At 45.3% G+C, this 18,964-nt stretch carries 16 protein-coding genes; 9 read left to right on the top strand and 7 right to left on the bottom strand.

What is annotated here, in order from left to right; translation table 11 throughout:
• Nucleotides 1-35: 35 nt before the first annotated feature.
• Together BS614_RS25835 and BS614_RS25830 are read right to left on the bottom strand one after the other, a co-directional pair.
• Nucleotides 36-1,547: an ABC transporter permease gene (locus tag BS614_RS25835; RefSeq protein WP_074096046.1), complete on the bottom strand. Its 1,512-nt coding sequence runs from the start codon at nucleotides 1,545-1,547 to the stop codon at nucleotides 36-38.
• A gap of 35 nt (nucleotides 1,548-1,582) precedes the next feature.
• A complete protein-coding gene (locus tag BS614_RS25830) occupies nucleotides 1,583-3,025 on the bottom strand; it encodes an ABC transporter permease (protein WP_244898199.1) in 1,443 nt (480 codons plus the stop codon).
• A 150-nt stretch (nucleotides 3,026-3,175) separates the two neighbouring features.
• On the opposite strand from BS614_RS25830, the gene BS614_RS25825 reads away from it, so the two are divergent.
• Nucleotides 3,176-4,927 (top strand): ABC transporter ATP-binding protein, encoded by a 1,752-nt coding sequence (locus tag BS614_RS25825; RefSeq protein WP_244898198.1) that lies wholly within the window; start codon nucleotides 3,176-3,178, stop codon nucleotides 4,925-4,927.
• A 109-nt stretch (nucleotides 4,928-5,036) separates the two neighbouring features.
• Here BS614_RS25825 and BS614_RS25820 read toward each other — a convergent pair whose 3' ends face one another.
• The 3 genes from BS614_RS25820 to BS614_RS25810 all read right to left on the bottom strand — a co-directional run bounded on the left by BS614_RS25820 (nucleotide 5,037) and on the right by BS614_RS25810 (nucleotide 7,779).
• On the bottom strand, nucleotides 5,037-5,816 hold the full coding sequence (locus tag BS614_RS25820) for a hypothetical protein (protein ID WP_074096043.1): 780 nt from the start codon (nucleotides 5,814-5,816) through the stop codon (nucleotides 5,037-5,039).
• A gap of 110 nt (nucleotides 5,817-5,926) precedes the next feature.
• The gene (locus BS614_RS25815; RefSeq protein WP_074096042.1) at nucleotides 5,927-6,688 is read right to left on the bottom strand and encodes a LuxR C-terminal-related transcriptional regulator; all 762 of its coding nucleotides are present in this window, start codon (nucleotides 6,686-6,688) and stop codon (nucleotides 5,927-5,929) included.
• A gap of 26 nt (nucleotides 6,689-6,714) precedes the next feature.
• Nucleotides 6,715-7,779 (bottom strand): suppressor of fused domain protein, encoded by a 1,065-nt coding sequence (locus tag BS614_RS25810; RefSeq protein WP_074096041.1) that lies wholly within the window; start codon nucleotides 7,777-7,779, stop codon nucleotides 6,715-6,717.
• Nucleotides 7,780-7,926: 147 nt separating this feature from the next.
• On the opposite strand from BS614_RS25810, the gene BS614_RS25805 reads away from it, so the two are divergent.
• From BS614_RS25805 to BS614_RS25785, 5 genes are all read left to right on the top strand, one after another.
• Nucleotides 7,927-8,220, top strand: a complete 294-nt coding sequence (locus BS614_RS25805) for an antitoxin Xre/MbcA/ParS toxin-binding domain-containing protein (RefSeq protein WP_083657375.1) — start codon at nucleotides 7,927-7,929, stop codon at nucleotides 8,218-8,220.
• A 289-nt stretch (nucleotides 8,221-8,509) separates the two neighbouring features.
• Complete coding sequence (locus BS614_RS25800; RefSeq protein ID WP_074096040.1) at nucleotides 8,510-9,967, top strand: glycoside hydrolase family 1 protein; 1,458 nt, start codon at nucleotides 8,510-8,512, stop codon at nucleotides 9,965-9,967.
• A gap of 194 nt (nucleotides 9,968-10,161) precedes the next feature.
• Nucleotides 10,162-11,586: a glycoside hydrolase family 1 protein gene (locus BS614_RS25795; RefSeq protein ID WP_062835706.1), complete on the top strand. Its 1,425-nt coding sequence runs from the start codon at nucleotides 10,162-10,164 to the stop codon at nucleotides 11,584-11,586.
• 233 nt (nucleotides 11,587-11,819) lie between these two features.
• Nucleotides 11,820-12,671 (top strand): BglG family transcription antiterminator LicT, encoded by an 852-nt coding sequence (licT, locus tag BS614_RS25790; protein WP_036617363.1) that lies wholly within the window; start codon nucleotides 11,820-11,822, stop codon nucleotides 12,669-12,671.
• A gap of 128 nt (nucleotides 12,672-12,799) precedes the next feature.
• Entirely contained in the window at nucleotides 12,800-14,707 is a 1,908-nt protein-coding gene (locus BS614_RS25785; RefSeq protein ID WP_074096039.1) for a beta-glucoside-specific PTS transporter subunit IIABC, read from the top strand.
• A 71-nt stretch (nucleotides 14,708-14,778) separates the two neighbouring features.
• Here BS614_RS25785 and BS614_RS25780 read toward each other — a convergent pair whose 3' ends face one another.
• Nucleotides 14,779-15,681 carry a LysR family transcriptional regulator gene (locus BS614_RS25780; RefSeq protein WP_074096038.1) on the bottom strand — a complete coding sequence of 301 codons (903 nt, stop codon included), beginning with the start codon at nucleotides 15,679-15,681 and terminating at the stop codon, nucleotides 14,779-14,781.
• A gap of 185 nt (nucleotides 15,682-15,866) precedes the next feature.
• Between BS614_RS25780 and BS614_RS25775 the strand changes: the two genes are divergently transcribed.
• Together BS614_RS25775 and BS614_RS25770 are read left to right on the top strand one after the other, a co-directional pair.
• Entirely contained in the window at nucleotides 15,867-16,454 is a 588-nt protein-coding gene (locus BS614_RS25775; protein ID WP_074096037.1) for an ankyrin repeat domain-containing protein, read from the top strand.
• Between the two features lie 50 nt (nucleotides 16,455-16,504).
• On the top strand, nucleotides 16,505-17,848 hold the full coding sequence (locus BS614_RS25770) for a uracil/xanthine transporter (protein ID WP_244898197.1): 1,344 nt from the start codon (nucleotides 16,505-16,507) through the stop codon (nucleotides 17,846-17,848).
• Nucleotides 17,849-17,930: 82 nt separating this feature from the next.
• Here the strand turns inward: BS614_RS25770 and BS614_RS25765 are convergent, their stop codons facing one another.
• On the bottom strand, nucleotides 17,931-18,308 hold the full coding sequence (locus BS614_RS25765) for a PilZ domain-containing protein (protein WP_036617371.1): 378 nt from the start codon (nucleotides 18,306-18,308) through the stop codon (nucleotides 17,931-17,933).
• A gap of 188 nt (nucleotides 18,309-18,496) precedes the next feature.
• On the opposite strand from BS614_RS25765, the gene BS614_RS25760 reads away from it, so the two are divergent.
• The gene (locus BS614_RS25760; RefSeq protein ID WP_074096036.1) at nucleotides 18,497-18,964 is read left to right on the top strand and encodes a DUF6386 family protein; all 468 of its coding nucleotides are present in this window, start codon (nucleotides 18,497-18,499) and stop codon (nucleotides 18,962-18,964) included.

The following is an 18,964-nucleotide window of genomic DNA, read 5'->3' as shown; positions in this document are numbered from 1 at the left end:
TTCTTTTTTCTATATCATTCATTTCAACAACTCATTTAGGCCTTCTCCAGCTTGGGATCAAGCGCATCACGCAGACCGTCACCGAGAAAGTTAAACGAAAGAACCAGCAGAATAATAGCCAAACCTGGATAAATCGCCAGATAAGAGTGGGTCTCCAGGTATGTACTGCCGAGCTTCAGAATGTTACCCCATTCCGGAATATGCGGCTCCACGCCGAGTCCCAGATAACTCAAACTGCTGGTAGCGATAACAGCTCCACCAATCGTGAGTGTGGACTTGATAATCATGGGCGCAAGGGAGTTGGGAATAATGTGTTTGAAAATAATCGTACGATTGTTGTACCCCAGTGCACGTGCAGCTTCCACAAATTCAAAAGTAGATACATAGAGCACACTGGCTCTCATCGTACGGGCGTAAGTTGGGATCGAACCCAGACTCAGCGCCAGAATGAGATTGACTGTATTGGCTCCAAACGCCGCAATAATGGCAATAGCGAGCAGAATTCCCGGAATCGCATAGAGAATATCCAGCAGCCGCATGATGATGTTATCCGTATGCCTTCCGTAGAAACCGGAGAATGCTCCGAGGACTCCACCGATCAACACAGGAATGATGGTCGACATGCAACCTACGATCAAGGAGATCCGGGCACCAAATACAATCCGGGAAAATAAACATCGTCCGAAGTCGTCCGTTCCCAACGGATACGCAAGGGAAGGCGGTTGAAGCAGCGCCGAGTAGTTATTTTCCACAGCCATGCTGTAGTCAAAGGTAAAGAAGCTGCAGATCGATATCGAGAACAGAAAAATGATAAAAAACAAACCGGACATGGCAGTCATATTTGGAGCAAGTCGCTCCCACAGATCATTCCAGAAGTTTGATTTTTGTTTCCCCTGTCTGCGAATGCGTCCAATAATGGAAATGCCGAGCAATAGGGCAAATACATTACCTGTGATTGAGGTCAGAATCAGCACTACACTGACACCGATCATCCAGCGAGGGAGGATAGAGGTCGCGTTATATCGGGATACGATAATCAGTACGACCAGGTCGATGACCAGAATAAATATCAGCACCGCCATGGCGGGCAGAAAGTTGTCAGCCACATAAGGTTTGAAAACATTTAACGCAGATACACCGATGACGAACAGCTGGGTTAACAGCATATATACCGCAAAGGTGTACTCCACATTCTTGGCTTTTCGCATCAGATGAAAGGCTGCCGTTACGATAAATATATTGCCAGAAAGGATAGCAAGCAGTTGAACCCAGGCGATCCTGCGGGTCAAAGTAGAGATCGTACCCGTACGGATCAAGTCTTTTCGAATCCGAAGGGTGATGACACTTTGGACCAGTGTGAAGAACACATAGATCCCAAGTATCGTTAGCAGAAATGGTTTGAACGTCTGCCCGCTCCAGTCATAACTGTTGAACAGCAACAAGGCAGTCAAGAGAAGGGACGTGATCCAGGCGAAGCTCGCCTGACTGTATTCTCGAGAAGACTTAAGCCGGAAACGCATTTCTTGTGTTAAGGACGAGTTTGTCATAATACACCTGCTTTAAGAGGTAGTTCAACACCACTTTAATATTGTTTCATCTTGGAGCGCACTCTTGGATCAATAAAAGCGTACAGCAGATCAACCGCTACATTGATAATGGAGATCGTAATTGCTGTGTAGATTACTCCGCCCATGATACTCGGAATATCGGGGATGAATTGTTTATCCACAATATAGCTACCGAGACCGCTGATATTAAACACTTTCTCCGTCACTGCTGCCCCGCCAAGCATGGCTCCGAATTGAAGTCCAACCACAGTAACGATTGGAATCAATGCATTACGTACAGCGTGTTTCAGCATGACCTGACGTTCGCTTAACCCCTTGGCGCGGGCGGTCATCACATAATCCTCATGAATGACTTCCAATGTAGAAGACCGGGTCATCCGGGCCACCGCAGCCGTGAGTCCCGTGCCCAGCACAATGGTTGGCATAATGATCGACAGCCAGTTCTGCGGGTTGAAGGTGGCGGGAAGCCACTGCAATTTGATCGAAAAGTTCAGAATGAAAATAAGTCCTTGCCAGAAATTCGGGATCGATAATCCAATCAGAGCGATGAACATAAACGTATAATCGAACCATGAATTAGGCTTAATCGCTGAGATGATACCGATGGGTAACGCAATGACAAGTGCTAATAGCAGGGAGATGACCGCGAGCGTCAATGTAATTGGAAACTTTCTTGCAATCGTTGCTGTTACGTCTTCATTTCCTGCAAAAGACTTGCCAAGATCGAAGAGAGCAACTCCTTTAATATTGTTCCAAAGCTGTGTAAGATAAGGCTGATCCAAGCCATACACCTGATTAAATGCTGCAATCTGTTCCTGCGTTGCTGTCTCTCCGAGAATGTTAGCTGCCGGGTTGAACGGAGACAGATACAAAATCGTAAATACGAGTGTTGCTACGCCCAGAATGACAAATACCGTCATCAGTATTCTTTCAAATATGTACTTTAGATAAGGATTTCCATACAAAAAGAGGATGCCATACATCAGACAGCCAGGAATAATCGATATCGCGAAAAACCACGGTTTGTCGATAAGGGTGTGGAATGTATCGGCCATCGTAAGACGGTGACTTCCCTGTTCCTGAAGTATGCGAGAAGTCCGCTCCTTCAACTCTTTCTGAACCGTTTCTTCCAACCATTCCTCTGTCTGACGTGTGAATTCTTCCTCACTGACCTGTTGCTGGAAAAAACGATGTTTGCGCCGCAGCTGTTCTTCCACTTCCAACTTCAGCTTGTTCCGATAGGAAGAAGCGAGCAGTTCTTGCTCAGCCGTCTGCCTGGCAGCTACCCAGCCGTCATTTTTTCGATTCGAACGCCATATTAGAAACACGACCAGATTGATCGGTAATCCAAGAATGAACAGAACATATCGGTAGGAAGGATGAAGCAGCATTTTGCCATAAATAAAACTTAAATTGTGCACCAACCGCGAGAGTCTGCTGCTTTCTGCAAGATTCAAACCAAGCGTGCCTCCTTTCATTCAGGTTTAAATTGCATTATTCCGATTGATATAGTATATATTATTTAGGGTCTAAACAATTGTCAAGGAATTAAATGGTATACATATGAGATGAGTGAATGTGAAAAACGGATGAGAGCTGGTGATAACATGGAACCTTTATTGAAAGTTAATGATTTATCGGTCTCTTTTCATTCTGGAGAGAGTGAGTTTCAGGCAGTGCGAGAAGTAAGTTTTGAAGTGCGAAAAGGCGAGACACTGGGCATTGTAGGAGAATCGGGCAGTGGAAAGAGTGTAACAGCACGTTCCATTATGAGGTTGCTGGCGTCGCCGCCTTCACAGATGAAAAATGGAGAGATTCTGTTCAAAGGGGTCGATCTGGCGAATAAAACGCAGAAAGAGATGGAGAGCATCCGTGGGCGTGATATTGGTATGATCTTTCAGGACCCGATGAGTTCTCTTAATCCGACCATTAAAGTAGGGAAACAGATCTCCGAAAGTCTGATCAAACATCAGAAGGTGTCCAAAAGGGAAGCCAAGAAACAGGCAATTGCCATGATGGAGCGGGTGGGGATAACTCGTAGTGAAATACGCTACAACCAATATCCGCACGAATTCTCCGGAGGCATGCGTCAGCGGGTCATGATTGGTATTGCACTTGCTTGTCGTCCTGAATTGCTCATTGCCGATGAGCCGACAACCGCACTGGACGTTACAATTCAAGCTCAGATTCTGAATTTGATGAAAGATATGCAAGATCAACTGGGTACATCGATTATTCTGATCACGCATGATCTGGGCGTAGTGGCAGGCATGTGTGATCGGGTTGTTGTTATGAAAGAAGGACAGATTGTGGAAACTGGGACTACAACAGAGATTTTTGCTAATCCCAAACACCCGTATACGATCAGACTTCTGAATGCATTACCACGTCTGGATCAGAAGAAAAAGCCAAAACTGGTATCATTGGTCCCGAGAGATCTGGAGGATGATCAGCCGTTGCTTGAGGTGAAATCGCTCAGACAACATTTTAATCTGGGGAAAGGCAACACCTTAAAGGCTGTGAATGATATCAGTTTCCATATTCGTCAAGGAGAGACACTCGGCGTTGTAGGGGAATCCGGCAGCGGAAAATCAACCACGGGGCGTGCGATTCTGCGGTTGCATGAGCCAACAGGTGGAGATGTACTGTTTAAAGGAGTCCCGCTCAATCGTCTGTCAGCTTCAGAGATGAAAACGATGCGCAGACATATGCAGATTATTTTCCAAGACCCCTATGCATCTTTGAATCCCAAAATGAGGATTATGGATATCATTGGAGAAGCGCTTGATATTCATCAACTTGCAGGTACAGCATCTCAGCGGGAGAAGCGGGTGGAGGAATTACTAGAGATGGTGGGTCTTGATCCTACCCATGCGCAGCGTTATCCACATGAATTCTCGGGTGGACAGAGACAGCGAATCGGTATAGCGCGGGCTCTGGCTGTGGAGCCGGAATTCATCGTATGTGACGAACCGTTGTCTGCACTGGATGTGTCGATACAGGCTCAGATCGTACAATTGCTTGAAGAGTTACAGCAGCGACTCGGATTAACGTATCTCTTCATCGCGCATGACTTGTCCATGGTTAAACATATCAGTGATCGAGTGGCTGTCATGTATAACGGGAAAATTGTGGAGCTGGCCGAGAGTGAAGAACTCTATTCCAACCCGCAACATGCCTACACCAAGGCATTGCTGTCTGCTATTCCTGTGCCTGACCCAGCGGTAGAAGCGAAGAAAAAGAGACATGTTGTGAAAGAAACAACAAGAGAAAATATTGAAGTAGAGGACCGTTATAATCTGGAACATTCCAAGTGGGTAGAAGTCACGGAAGGGCACTGGGTAGCCATATCTAGCTAGTGCAATATATAGTCTTTTTAACTACAAAAGAACCCCGACGATGATCTCCACAGATCGTTATCGGGGTTGAGTTATATGTTCTTCGTATAATGGCAGTAATCGAAAGCGATTATTTGAATTGAACCGATTTTTTGATGGTATCAATCTCGGCTTTGGTCTTATCATCCATGTAAGTGAAGATGAAGTTGAAAGCATATCCTTCAATAATTGTACTATAGTAATCTTGAGTAATTGTTGAACCGTCACCAGCATCCATCGTGATTTGCATCAGATCCATCTCTTTACCACCGATGGTTTCCGTTGTGATTTCCTTATAATCGTAAGGGAACTGGCTATCCACCATGAATTTTTTGGTTGCTTCCAGGTAGTCTTTACCTGTACGGATGCCTTGCAACAAGCTCACTTTCTCAGCAATGGCCATAGCGGAAGGGCCAACTTGACCGCCGTCCAATGGGTACTTTGAAGCCATAAGCAGATTCAATGTTTTGGTCTGAGACAGTTCAATCTGTTTTTTCTTTGTTTCATCATCACCAGCAATCGCTTCGGATGAAGCACTTGTCAGCTCATTCATGCCTGCAGCATCCTGGAACTCCCATGCTTCCGGGAATTTCAGAGATACGCCAAAATAGTCATTGGTGTAAGAACCTTTTTCCGTAGTCCCCAGCTCAACGTCTTGGGAATTATCAGTTTCCTTGGACTCTTCGCTTGCTGGTTCTGTGTTCTCTGTCTCTTCTGTAGTCGCTGTATCAGAATCAGTACCCGTCGTTGTTTCTGTCGGGGTAGGCTCTTTTGTTGCAGCTGTGTTATCTGCTTTGTCACCGCAAGCAGCTGCAACCAGCATAATCATAATGAGCATGGCGAATAAAGAAGCTTTTTTTGGAATTGTCATATTACCCTCCTGAAATGTGTGTGTGTGTTTCTCTCTCTACATGGTGCCTGCTTCCTAAATTGTAGCACAAACGTTCTCATATACTACCTATAGGAATCTATAGGGGTCTTCTATACATAAGACATTCGGCTGGCAATTGAAACAGCTTCTGTGCTGGATTGCACACCTAATTTGTTAAAAATCACTTTTTTGTGATGATTCACGGTGCATTCCTTGATCTTTAATTTCAAAGCAATGGCTTTTACCGTGAGGCCTCCGGCGATCATCTCCAGAATGGTTAACTGACGCTCGGTGAACTCCACCGCCGGTTTGTCGCACACTTCAGCAGTCTGTTGACTCTGATAACAGTTCTGCATGTACGCTGGAATTAGCTTGGCAATGGCAATCAGTTCACCTTGCATATCTGCATTAATGGTGGACACATCCAGATAACCGACATGTTGCGATCCCATGGACAGAGGTGCGGCGTAACAATGCCAGCTTTGAAAAAAAGGACTTTCATGCTGCTCGGGCAGTAGCACTACAGGCTTGTTGCTGTCCATCGTTACAGATATGGCGTTAACTCCACAGCTCTGTGCTGTGAAGAACATGCCCGGACGAATGGGGGAATGTTCTACTACAGTTTTAAGATCTGAACTGTAATTCATGGAGAGGAGCACACCGTTGGTATCTGCGAGTAGAAAAAGATAAGTGCCCGTTAAATTCTCTTTGATAACCGAGATGCTGCTCTGGAATGCATGAATGAGGAAATGATTGATTTTACGAAGCCTGTCCAGACTGGATTTTGGTAAATAGTCGAACGGTGCCGTTCCTGCTGCATGTGAGCAAGTCGGAGACTCTTCGTGTCGTGAGGTAAATGTAATGGCAGGCATGTTGTTTCCTCCTTGCTGCACAGTTCTCATCCAATCGTTTGAATGACGTGTCCTTCCTGGTCCTTAATCTCTGTTCTAACAATCTGAACGATAATATGATCCAATGAAGTTATCTCGAATGTCCCTTCAACCGGACGAAGGTTCTCTGCCAGCTCATTAACAATTTGTTTGTTCACCGTCAGGGTAACTTGTCTGTCCGATTCCAATACAGCTGGCTGTTCACCTGCTTCAAATAGAATATTAGTATCAGGTCCGATCAAGGATAGAGAGGCACCTTTCGAAATTCGGCTACGAAGGATGGTGCCAACTAATACGGCTTGTTTGGCTCCAAGCTGGAGTTTGGCCGGAACCGATTTTTGCAGCAATTTTTTGCGAGGAGACTCCCAAGCCAGTTGTTGTATGAATAAAAATGCTGTGCTGGACCCGTCCTGTTCCATTCCATCCTCAACCGCTTGTATAACCGAAGGAATATCTGCGTACGAATTTCTCATCAGATCCGTCACATATTTGGGCATGAACATAGAGGAGGCAGACAGGAATCCACGAGCATTCCAGCTTTGAATCATTTCCAGTTCCCGACCTGTAATACCAACCATCTGAATAAATTGCACTGAACCATTAGGCGTAGAGATTGCGGGTAGATCCGGGTCTTCAATAAACGAGAGAGCTGTCAGCAAAGTATCGGATTCCAGACAGATGGGGCCATTGGCGTCCATGTAATCTCCTGGCTGAAAGATATTTCCGCTAGTGAACACGTATCGTCCTACATTCTGTAACAGATTCAGCGCCCAGGCAGGCGGTTCAGTTTCTTCTTCAGTGCGTGTAAGACGAAATGTGAATTCGAATCCATACCCGCTTTTGGATGCATCCTGCATCTCTTTTTCATATAATTCAGAGAAACCGTAGGTAACAAAATGCCAGTGAGGCATAGGTGTGTTCACCTCATAAACGCTAATGCCATCGAGTGGATCGGGACCTCCGAGCATATACGGAAGGGCAGTGCCGTAGTGTTTTGGCTCTTGTTCCCCATACAATTCACGCATGGATTGATCAATCGCATCCCAACCAGATGTGTTTTCTTCCTGAGTCATTATTGAATCCTCCTTGACTGTTCTTTCCCCCGAAAAACATTTAAAATTAAGTCTACCTGTTACAGAAACGGATTCAAGCGGCTTAAGGATGAATTGTGTCAGATAGGACCACAGGGTTACAAATGGCGATATGGGGAGTGAAATTACATGAGTATGAAAGGTATCTATTTAAAGGAGTTTAATCAGGCAAGCTGGGACTCATTTTCCGAATTGTTCGAAGAACTTGGACAAAAGATGGACCCCGCGTGGGTAGAACGTGCGCGATTACAAGGAATTCCAGCAGATATAAGTCGGGTGCTTTTGTGTGAAATGGGGGAGTACGCTTTTGAATGGATGGCGAAAGATATCCCGGCTTTAGGGGACCAAAGTCCCGCTGTTTACCTGGAAACGGAGGAGGGAGCGCAGGCATTAAGGGCAGCGATTATGCGTATGCCACGTTAATTTTTTCGATGGTGAGAGTGTGCGAGCGATCATATGATCCAGTGAAGTTGATTTTGCAAAATAGATATGTTACGCTTACATTACAAGAGCAAACACAACAGAATATGCAATAACATCTTTTGATGGATTGTAACTGTGAAGACAGGCAAAACCTAAACTGATGGTGAAATGAAAGCTCCTTTTTTTGGAGCTATTTTACCTTGAGTTTAGGTTTTTCTTGTTTTCTGCTCTAAATTACAGTTTTTTACCTGGAAAAACCAAAATAAATTTCGAAAAGAGGTTGTTGTTCATGACCACGGCAAAAAAAGGATTCCCCGAAAACTTCCTATGGGGCGGCGCTACAGCTGCCAATCAATTGGAGGGTGCATTCGATAAGGACGGCAAAGGCCTCTCCACAGCGGACATGATCGCTCATGTTCCTAAAGAGAAGCGTACAGGCGGACATGCCATGGAAATTTCCTCTTCCCGAATTGAAGAGATCCTCTCCGGCAAAATTGAAGAACGTTTCCCGAAACGTTTTGGTATCGATTTCTATCATCACTTTAGAGAAGATATCGCTTTGTTCGCAGAAATGGGCTTCAAAGTATTCCGTTTGTCCATTCACTGGGCACGTATTTTCCCGAACGGTTATGATCAAGAGCCAAATGAAGCAGGCTTGAAATTCTACGATGAAGTATTTGACGAGTTGTTGAAATATGGCATCGAGCCGCTTGTTACATTGTCTCACTATGAGACACCGCTTGGCTTGACGCAAAAATATAACGGCTGGGCTGGCCGTGAAGTAATCCAGCACTATGTTCGATATGCAGAAACGGTGTTTAACCGTTATAAAAATAAAGTGAAATACTGGCTGACGTTTAATGAAATTAACGTCATGCTGTTCAGCCCGTACACTGGCGGCGGCATTCTGATCGATAAAGTGGACAACAAGCTGCAAACCACTTATCAAGCGCTGCATCACCAATTTGTAGCAAGTGCATTGGTAACGAAGCTTGCACACGAAATTATCCCTGGTTCCCAAGTGGGTTGTATGCTTGCTCGTATGGAAACTTATGCAGCAACATGTAATCCGGTAGATGTTCGTCTGGCTCAACACGAGAATCAGATCAACCTCTTCTTCACGGACATGCATGCTCGTGGTAAATACCCGAACTACATGGCTCGTTATTTTGAAGAAAACGACATTGTGATCCAAAAAGAAGCAGGCGATGATGAGATTTTGCTGAACAATACCGTTGATTTCATCTCCTTCAGCTACTACATGTCCGTAACCAAATCTGCATCTGCAGACAAGGAAGAAACATCGGGTAACCTGACTGGCGGCGTGAAAAACCCTTATCTGGAAGCATCCGACTGGGGCTGGGAGATCGATCCGATCGGTCTGCGCGTAACCTTGAACAACTTCTGGGATCGTTACCAGAAACCATTGTTCATCGTAGAAAATGGTCTGGGTGCATATGACCGTGTTGAAGAAGACGGTTCGATCCATGACTCCTATCGAGTGGATTACCTGAAAAAACACATCGAACAAATGAAAGAAGCCATCAAAGACGGCGTCGATCTGATTGGATTTACAGCATGGGGCCCGATTGACCTTGTGAGCATGTCCACTTCCGAAATGTCCAAACGTTATGGTTTCATCTACGTGGATCTGGATGACGAAGGTAACGGAACACTCAAACGTTCCAAGAAAGATTCGTTCGATTGGTACAAAAACGTAATCTCCAGCAATGGTGAGCAACTGTAGTTCTCTCGTTTCCAGGATTGTTACCGCATAAAAAGAGCGGGCAAAACCTAACGCGAAAGTTGGCATTCAAGGAACCTGATGTTCCTGACTGCCCTTTTAGTTGGAGATTGTCCGCTTTTTCCTGTCGGCAAAGGATAGAGTAATGCGTTTAGACAAAGAATGAAAATATCGTTAATTAGAGAGGAATGATTGACATGACTACACCATTTCCGAAAGACTTCCTATGGGGCGGCGCTGTAGCAGCCAACCAACTTGAAGGAGCTTATAATACAGATGGCAAAGGTCTGTCTGTTCAAGATGTAATGCCACACGGGATTACAACGCCTAGAACGGAAGCACCTACAGAAGATAACCTGAAACTGATCGGTATCGATTTCTACAACCGCTACAAAGAGGATGTTAAACTGTTTGCTGAAATGGGCTTCAAAGTATTCCGTACATCTATCGCTTGGTCCCGTATCTTCCCTAAAGGTGATGAACTGGAGCCAAACGAGAAAGGTCTGCAATTCTACGATGACCTGTTCGATGAGTGCCACAAATATGGCATTGAACCACTCGTAACGATCTCTCACTATGAGACACCGCTGCATTTGTCCAAAACGTATGATGGCTGGGTTAACCGTAAAATGATCGAGTTCTACGAGCGTTATGTAACAGTGCTGTTTAACCGTTTCAAAGGCAAAGTAAAATATTGGCTGACATTCAATGAGATTAACTCCATCCTGGAGGAACCATTCATGAGCGGTGGCATCTATACGCCAAAAGCAGAACTGTCCAAACAGGATCTGTACCAAGCGATCCATCATGAATTGGTAGCCAGTGCGTTAGCTGTAAAACTGGGTCATGAAATTATGCCTGAAGCCAAAATCGGCTGTATGGTACTGAGCATGCCTACCTATCCGTTGACTCCGAACCCGGATGATGTGGTTGCAGCGATGCATGCTGAACAGCGCAATGATATCTTTGCTGATATCCATGCACGTGGTTATTATCCGAAATACATTAATCGTTATTTCAAAGCAAATAATATCAATATTAAGTTTGAAGATGGCGATGCTGAAATTCTGAAGCATACCGTAGACTTTATCTCGTTCAGTTATTATGTAAGTATCTGTGAGACTGGTGATCCCGAGAAGCGTATCGAAGGAAAAGGAAACCTGTTCGCTGGTGTGCAAAACCCTTATCTCAAAGCGAGTGAGTGGGGCTGGCAGATCGATCCGCAAGGACTGCGCGTAACCTTGAACAAATACTGGGACCGTTATCAAAAACCATTGTTTATTGTCGAAAATGGTCTGGGTGCAGTTGATGAGCTGATTACCGACGAAAATGGCAATAAAACGGTGAACGATGATTACCGTATTCAATACTTGAATGACCATCTGGTACAGGTTGGCGAAGCTCTTGAGGACGGCGTAGAAGTGATGGGTTATACGTCATGGGGCTGTATTGACCTGGTAAGTGCTTCAACAGCAGAGATGAAGAAACGTTATGGTTTCATCTATGTAGACCGCAACAATGACGGATCAGGAACATTGGATCGTTACAAGAAAAAATCATTCCATTGGTACAAGGAAGTTATTGGTACAAATGGCGCAAGTCTTAAGAACAACAACGAGTAAATACTAGTTCTATAAGCATAGTTGTGCAAGCACCTTCTGATGTCACATTAACGCACATTAACCGCTTTCACAAAAACATTGTCATATGGATAATTATATGGTAAGATGGGCCTAAGGCTAATGAATACTGGATTGTTACTGTTCAATCAGGCAAAACCAGAAGCGGGGCATATTTCGTGACCTGCTTTGGTTTTGCCTTTTACTACTTTGACGGTGCAAGGTGATGTGAAGAAATGAAAATTGAGAAGGTGCTGAACAACAACGTAGTTACCGTAATTGATCCGGGAGGAAACGAACTGGTCGTTATGGGACGTGGAATTGCCTTCAAAAAGCATACTGGTGAATCGATTGACGAGAGTCTCGTCGAAAAAATATTCTCGCTTGAAAGTAAGGAAGTATCACAGAAACTTAAAACACTTCTGTCTGATATCCCGGTTGAATATGTCGAGTGCTCGGATGAGATTATCCGTTATGCCGAGACGGTGTTAGGTGAGAAGCTGCATGAGAGCATCTACATTTCACTGACGGATCATATTCATTTTGCCATTGATCGACATCGTCAAGGATTGCAGATCCGTAACGCATTGTTCTGGGAGATCAAGCGCATGTACCGGAAGGAATATGCCATTGGACTCAAGGCGCTACAGATTATTGAGGAAACATTAGGTGTCCTGCTACCCGAAGACGAATGCGCATTCATTGCAATGCATCTGGTTAATGCCCAGATGAACGGTGAGATGAGGGAAACGATCAGTATTACGAACATCGTTAAGGACATACTTAACATCGTAAGACGTAGCTTTGTGATTGAACTTGATGAAGATTCATTGAGTTATTATCGATTTTTAACTCATCTGAAGTTCTTTGCCCAACGTGTGTTGCAAGGAACGGCGATTGAAGATAAAGAAGTAGATAATCCGCTTCATGACTTGGTGAGCAAGCAGTATCCGGAGGCACATGCATGTGCAGTAAGGATCAGTGACTATACGCGTAAGATCTATAATCGGGTGTTGTCCAAGGAAGAAATACTGTATCTGACCATTCATATTGAACGAATTGTCAGAAATGAACAAACAATTGAATAAAGTTGGGATTGTTACTGCTAAAAAGGCAAAACCTAAACGTTGAATAATGATAAGCTTTTCTGCTTTGTCATTATTCAGTGTTTAGGTTTTTTTTTAACCTTCATTACACATAAAAGGAGCAAAACACAATGGATAAACAACAATTGTCCAAGGATATTTTGAAGCTTGTTGGTGGCGAAGAGAATATTGATCAAGTCACTCACTGTATGACAAGACTCAGATTTAACCTGAATGACAACCAAAAAGCGGACAAAGCGACGCTGAAAAATACACCAGGCGTTATGGGCGTGATGGAGAATGGTGGACAGTTCCAGGTTATCATCGGTAACGATGTGCCTATCGTGTATAACGCATTCGTTGGCAACATGTCCAAATCACCAAACGCAGATAATGCAACCTCAAGCGCTTCAACTGGGGAGAAGAAAAAGAGAAATCCGGTAAGTGCGTTATTCGATTTCATTTCAGGTATATTTACACCGATTCTGCCAGCGATTACAGGTGCTGGTATGATCAAAGGGATCGTGGCTATCCTGGTAGCCCTGGGTTGGTTGTCCGATACCAGCTCGACCTACATCATTTTGTCAGCAATCGGTGACGGTGCATTCTACTTCCTGCCAATCATTCTGGCGATCAGTGCTGCACGTAAACTGGGTAGCAATATGTACATTGGGGCAGCACTCGCCGCGGGTATTATGCATCCAACGATTACCGCGTTACTTTCGGAAGGGGATTCGACATTCGCAGGCATTAAAGTCATTGCCGCAACGTATTCCTCCACAGTAATTCCGATCATTCTCGCCATCTGGATTGCTTCTTATGTAGAGAAAGCCGTTGATCGTGTAACACATGCTTCACTTAAACTCTTGGTTGTTCCAACAGTAACACTGTTAATTATGGTTCCACTGACGTTGATGACTGTAGGTCCATTGGGTACGGTTCTTGGTAACGGTTTGTCAGGTGGTATTTCATGGTTGTTCGATAACATGTCCATCTTCGCAAGTATCCTGATTGGTGGTACGATGTCACTGCTGATCATTACAGGTATGCACTATGCGTTGCTGCCAATCGTTGTTGGTTCAATGACAACACTGGGTTACGACTTTATCATTCCACTGATGTTTGCAGCTAACTTGGCACAAGGTGGCGCAGCATTTGGTGTAGGTCTCAGATCGAGAAATAGCAAAACCAAATCCCTTGCGTATTCCACAGGTCTTACAGCTGTCATGGGGATTACAGAACCAGCGATGTACGGTATCAACATGAAGTTCAAAAAACCGTTTATTGCAGCCCTTATCGGGGGAGCGATTGCCGGTGGGTTCATGGGTATCTTCAATGTTAAATCGTACGTTATTACAGGACTTGCAGGTCTGCCGAGTGTGGCAGCATTTATCAGTCCAGCAATCAGCACACTGCTCTATGCTCTGGCTGGTGGTTTGATTGCCATCGTAGCTGCGGCAGTACTGACGTACATTCTTGGGTTCCAAGAAGAAAATGCATCGGAGCCAGTAGCTGCACCAGCAGCTGAGCCGGCAACACCAGCAGCAACAACTTCTGCTGCTGTAACTGAAGAAGCAAAAGCACAAGATGAGCAAGTATTCAGCCCGATCACTGGTGAAGTTAAACCGCTGAGCGAAGTGCCAGACCCTGCGTTCTCTGAAGAGATTATGGGTAAAGGATTCGCGATTCAACCATCTGAAGGTCGCGTCGTATCTCCGATCAACGGAACCGTGTTCTCGTTATCGAAGAGTGGACATGCCATTGGCCTGGTAAGTGATACAGGCGCAGAGATGTTGATTCATATCGGGATTGATACCGTGAAGCTGAAAGGTCAGTTCTTCTCTCCTAAAGTTCAAGCAGGTGCGAAGGTTGCCGTAGGTGATGTACTGATGGAGTTTGACCGGGAACAGATCGAAAAAGCCGGTTACACAACGATTACACCAGTCATTATTACAAACATGCATCAGTATGAGTCCATTGAGTCTGCTGGTCGCACTACGATCAAAGAAAAAGACTTGTTGTTCACAGCTAAAGCTTAACCATAAAAATGAAACAGCAGCTTCACCGGAATGAATCCGGTAAAGCTGCTGTTTTTTTTGCTTATAGCCTTTTACACGGGAAGCATACCCTGCACCAGTTGCACAAAGTGTTGTGCAGGCTTGGACAGATAGCGGTTCTGCAGCCACACCAGCGCCGAGCCAACCGTGGAATGCTGATCCTGGATGCGATATACGTGGAATGGGTGCTCGTGATATAGCTGTAGTACCGTGTGAGGCACAATGGAACTGGCGAAGCCGAGTCGGACCAGCTCCAGCAACATATTAATGTCCGAGCATTCGCCCATGATGGAGGGGGTAACCAGGTGCTCCCGGAACTTGTCCAAAATTAACTCGAACATACCAAGTCCTTCTGTACTTGGAAGCAGTAGAGGGATTCCTGTAAGCTGCTCAAAATAAGTCCCCATTTCCGCTCCTAATCCCAATTCCGTCGGGCTATCCAGGGGTGTTGAAGAAATATAGAAAAGGGGCTCCTGTGGCAGATGCAGCACCTCATAACGTTCAGTCTGGACAGGCATGCGTACACAGGCTAGTTCAACTTTGCCATCTTCCAGCAATCGGCATAATTGCGCAGATTCATTTTGTTGAATTTTATAGGTAACCTGTGGGTGGGTGGTGCGAAACTGTTGCAGTGCTTGCGGGATCAGGCGATCCGATATGGTATTGATGCCGATGGCGAGTTTGCCCCGTATGCCGTGACGGAAACTTTGCATCTCCATTACAGCTTCCTCCATATATTTGGTCAAGGTAACCGCATAATCATAGAAGCTGCGACCCGCCTGCGTTAGTTCCATCATACGCCCTTTGCGTTCAAACAAAATTACGCCAAGCTCTTCCTCCATTAACTTAAGCTGCTGGCTTAAGGGTGGCTGAGCCATGTGAAGTCTTCGGGCTGCTGCTGTAATCTGTTTCTCCTCAGCAATGGCAATGAAATAGCGACACTGTTTGATATCCAAGTGGTTGTTCTCCTTCGCCTGCAATGTATATGTAATTCGTATGGAAAGGCAACAAAACATGTATTTTTAATATACTACGATCTTATGTTACCATACATTAGATTTGCATACCTGACTAACAGGGTTTGGTTTCTATATGAATATTACTGCATGAGAACGACCTTGAATTGGAGGAAAAAAACAACGTGGTTAGAACAATACATGATGCTGCTCAAGCGGGCCATACCGATGAGGTCATTCGATTTATCACACAACAGGGTAACCGGTTGAACGAACGGGATACATTGGGGCGGACACCTCTGCTGGCAGCGGTGCACGGTAACAAGATAGACACGGCAAGGATGCTAGTGGACGCCGGAGCGGACATTAATCTTCAGGATGCACGGTTGGACAACCTGCTGTTATACGCGAGTGCTGAGGGTATGTATGACATGGTCGAATTGGCAATTACAGCAGGTGCAGATACGAGGTTAACGAATCGTTTTGGCGGCACAGCCCTTATCCCAGCAGCGGATCGGGGCCATGTGGACATTGTGGAGCTTCTGCTGACACGCAGTGATGTGGATGTGAACCATATCAACAACCTGGGGTGGACAGCCTTGCTGGAAGCGGTCATTTTGGGAGATGGCGGGCCGCGTCACCAGCAGATTGTTGCCTTGCTTTTGCAATATGGTGCAGATCCAAAGATCGCGGATCGGGACGGGATTACACCGCTTGCACATGCAAGCCGGCATCGGTATGCCGAGATGGAACGACTATTAACCCAAGTCTGAAGAGACTTATACATTTATGATACAGAACAGTGAAAGGATATTCCAAACGAATGAACAGACATCAAGAGCATTTTTCACAAAAGAATATGAAGGACGTATCTTCACTGATTTTGGCAGGTATACAGTGGTTTTTCTTCCTGTTTACCAATACCGTTGTTGTTCCGCTATCCATTGGACATAATTTTCATCTGTCTCCTGATGCTATAGCTGTGTCGATGCAGCACGCATTCATACTTACCGGAGCAGTGTGTATTCTGCAAGCTGTATTTGGTCATCGATATGCGATTATGGATGGTCCGTCAGGATTATGGTGGGGATTGACGCTAAGTTTGACGGTATCTGCTTCATCGGCCGGTATGAGTCTGGAGCGTATTGGCGGTGGACTGGCTGCAGGTTTTCTGTTAGCGGGACTAACGATGGTGATTCTGGGTTGGCTGGGAGCAGCGCAAGTGCTGCAAAAGCTGTTCACACCTATGGTGAAGAGTGCGATGTTATTTCTAATGACGATTCAATTAACCATGAATTTTTTCAAAGGCATGATTGGATATACGGAGTTTGGTCGCTTCGATCTGCCTGTTGCCGCATTGTCCGTTGTCATTGCATTTTTGGTGGCATGGATTCAATTAAAGGGCAGGGGGAAGCTGGGGAACTACGCGATCCTGATTGGGATTGTGGCAGGCTGGATCGCTTATAGTCTATTGTTTCCTGGACAGCATGGCGGACAGCCGAATCAGACAACAACAGGCCTAACGCTGTTTCCATGGGGAGCACCCAGATGGGAACCGGGCATTGTCATTACTGCATTTTTCGTGGGGTTGGTGAATATGACGAATTCGATCACCACATTAAGCACAGTTGAGAAACTATACCGGACAGAAACAACAAGCCGTCAGTATAGGCATTCCTATGCACTAACGGGTCTGTTCACGATGTTGTCAGCCTGTGTAGGTGTGCTGCCCTTTGGTTTATTTGCATCATCGATCGGGTTCCTGGAGAGTACTCGCATTCTGCGTCGTGCTGCCTTGATTATTGGAGCGGGGATGTTATGTGTGATAGGTCTTACACCTTCAGTGACAGCATTTTTTGCACAAATACCACCAAGCGTCGGCAGTGCTGTTTTGTTCGTGGCTTATCTTCAGATGTTCGGCACGGCACTTAGAACGCTTGAAGGTACGACGTTTAATTCTAAAACGATCTATCGTGTAGCGCTGCCGGTCCTCACGGGAGTTGCTGTCATGAATATTCCTGCGGAGGCCTTTCAAACCTTGCCCATGTATCTTATTCCGATCATAAGCAACGGTCTCGTCATTGGGGTATTGGTCTCACTCGTTCTCGAAAAAACCGTGAACTGGTCCAAAATGGAACAACCAATGACAGTTAGTAAAGCAGCTTAAAGAGACTCATCTTGCGACAGTCCAATTTGATTGGGCTGTTTTTTTGTTGTTCTTTGTGTTATCAGGTTATATGGCTAGTTCACTATTTCACGATGATTTTACCTTGTCCTGCAAGCATTCGCATCTCTCTAGAGAGACGGTCCTGGTTCCCATCCTGCATTTCGAGTTGAACCCCATAGTGCCATGAGGTATTTTTTTCTTGACCCCAGCGGAGAGTGCCTTCCATATATAGAGGGTCTTCAAAAAGCAGCATATTCATTCCAATCCGAATATCGTTATTCTCGACAGGCAGGGACAGCGGAAATGACAGCTGACAGCCAGATCGACTGATATCGCAGAGTTCGGCCTGAATGGGTTTGGCTGGTGCGTTAACCCCGTTGATGCTGAGAATATAGATCTCAAAGTGGATCGGTTCCTTCAATGTGTAGCGAAAGGGTTCTTTTCTATTGTTAATTGACATGGCTTGGCTTCCTCCATCAGGTTCAAAAAAAGTCAGTTATGCTTATATCGACCATTTGGAGCGAGAAATGAAGAGTTGCGAAAGCAGAGATGGACCAGGGGTTCCTTTTACACGTGTACCAGGCTTGATATAATGATGGAATATATTTCTGAGCTCAGACCTGAATCAGACAGAAGGGACGGTTGAATATGAGAGGGACATTTCAAATGGTTACAGATACGGCAACAATGTGCTTGTATGATCTGGCTGCGTTAAAACATCGTGTCGAGGATACTTCGGACTGGTGGTCCATTCCGGCGGACGAGCTGGCTGAGGTGAATGCAGGCCATTGTCTGTTCCTTAACTTGGGTGCGGATGGAGTGTATGAGGTGGAATGGAGCATGCAGGATGTAGATGCAGATGTAGATCCAGAACGGGTAGCAGAACGTGGAAAAGTGTATCATTTGCAAGTTCCGTCGGGCAACGTCTATCTAGGAGCAGCAGATGATGTCAGTGGCGGTGATTTGGAGCCGGATGAGTCGTGTGAAGGGGTCTTGTTTCAGTTAAAGCCCGGAAACTATGCGTGTATCATATCCAGAGAAGCCAGTCGGATCGCGATTATCATGACACCAAGTATTCAGGGAAATAACACGCTGGATGAATTAATTCGGATGTAG

Source organism: Paenibacillus xylanexedens (assembly GCF_001908275.1).
Taxonomy (GTDB): domain Bacteria; phylum Bacillota; class Bacilli; order Paenibacillales; family Paenibacillaceae; genus Paenibacillus; species Paenibacillus xylanexedens_A.
This window is presented reverse-complemented; position numbering and strand designations above follow the sequence as displayed.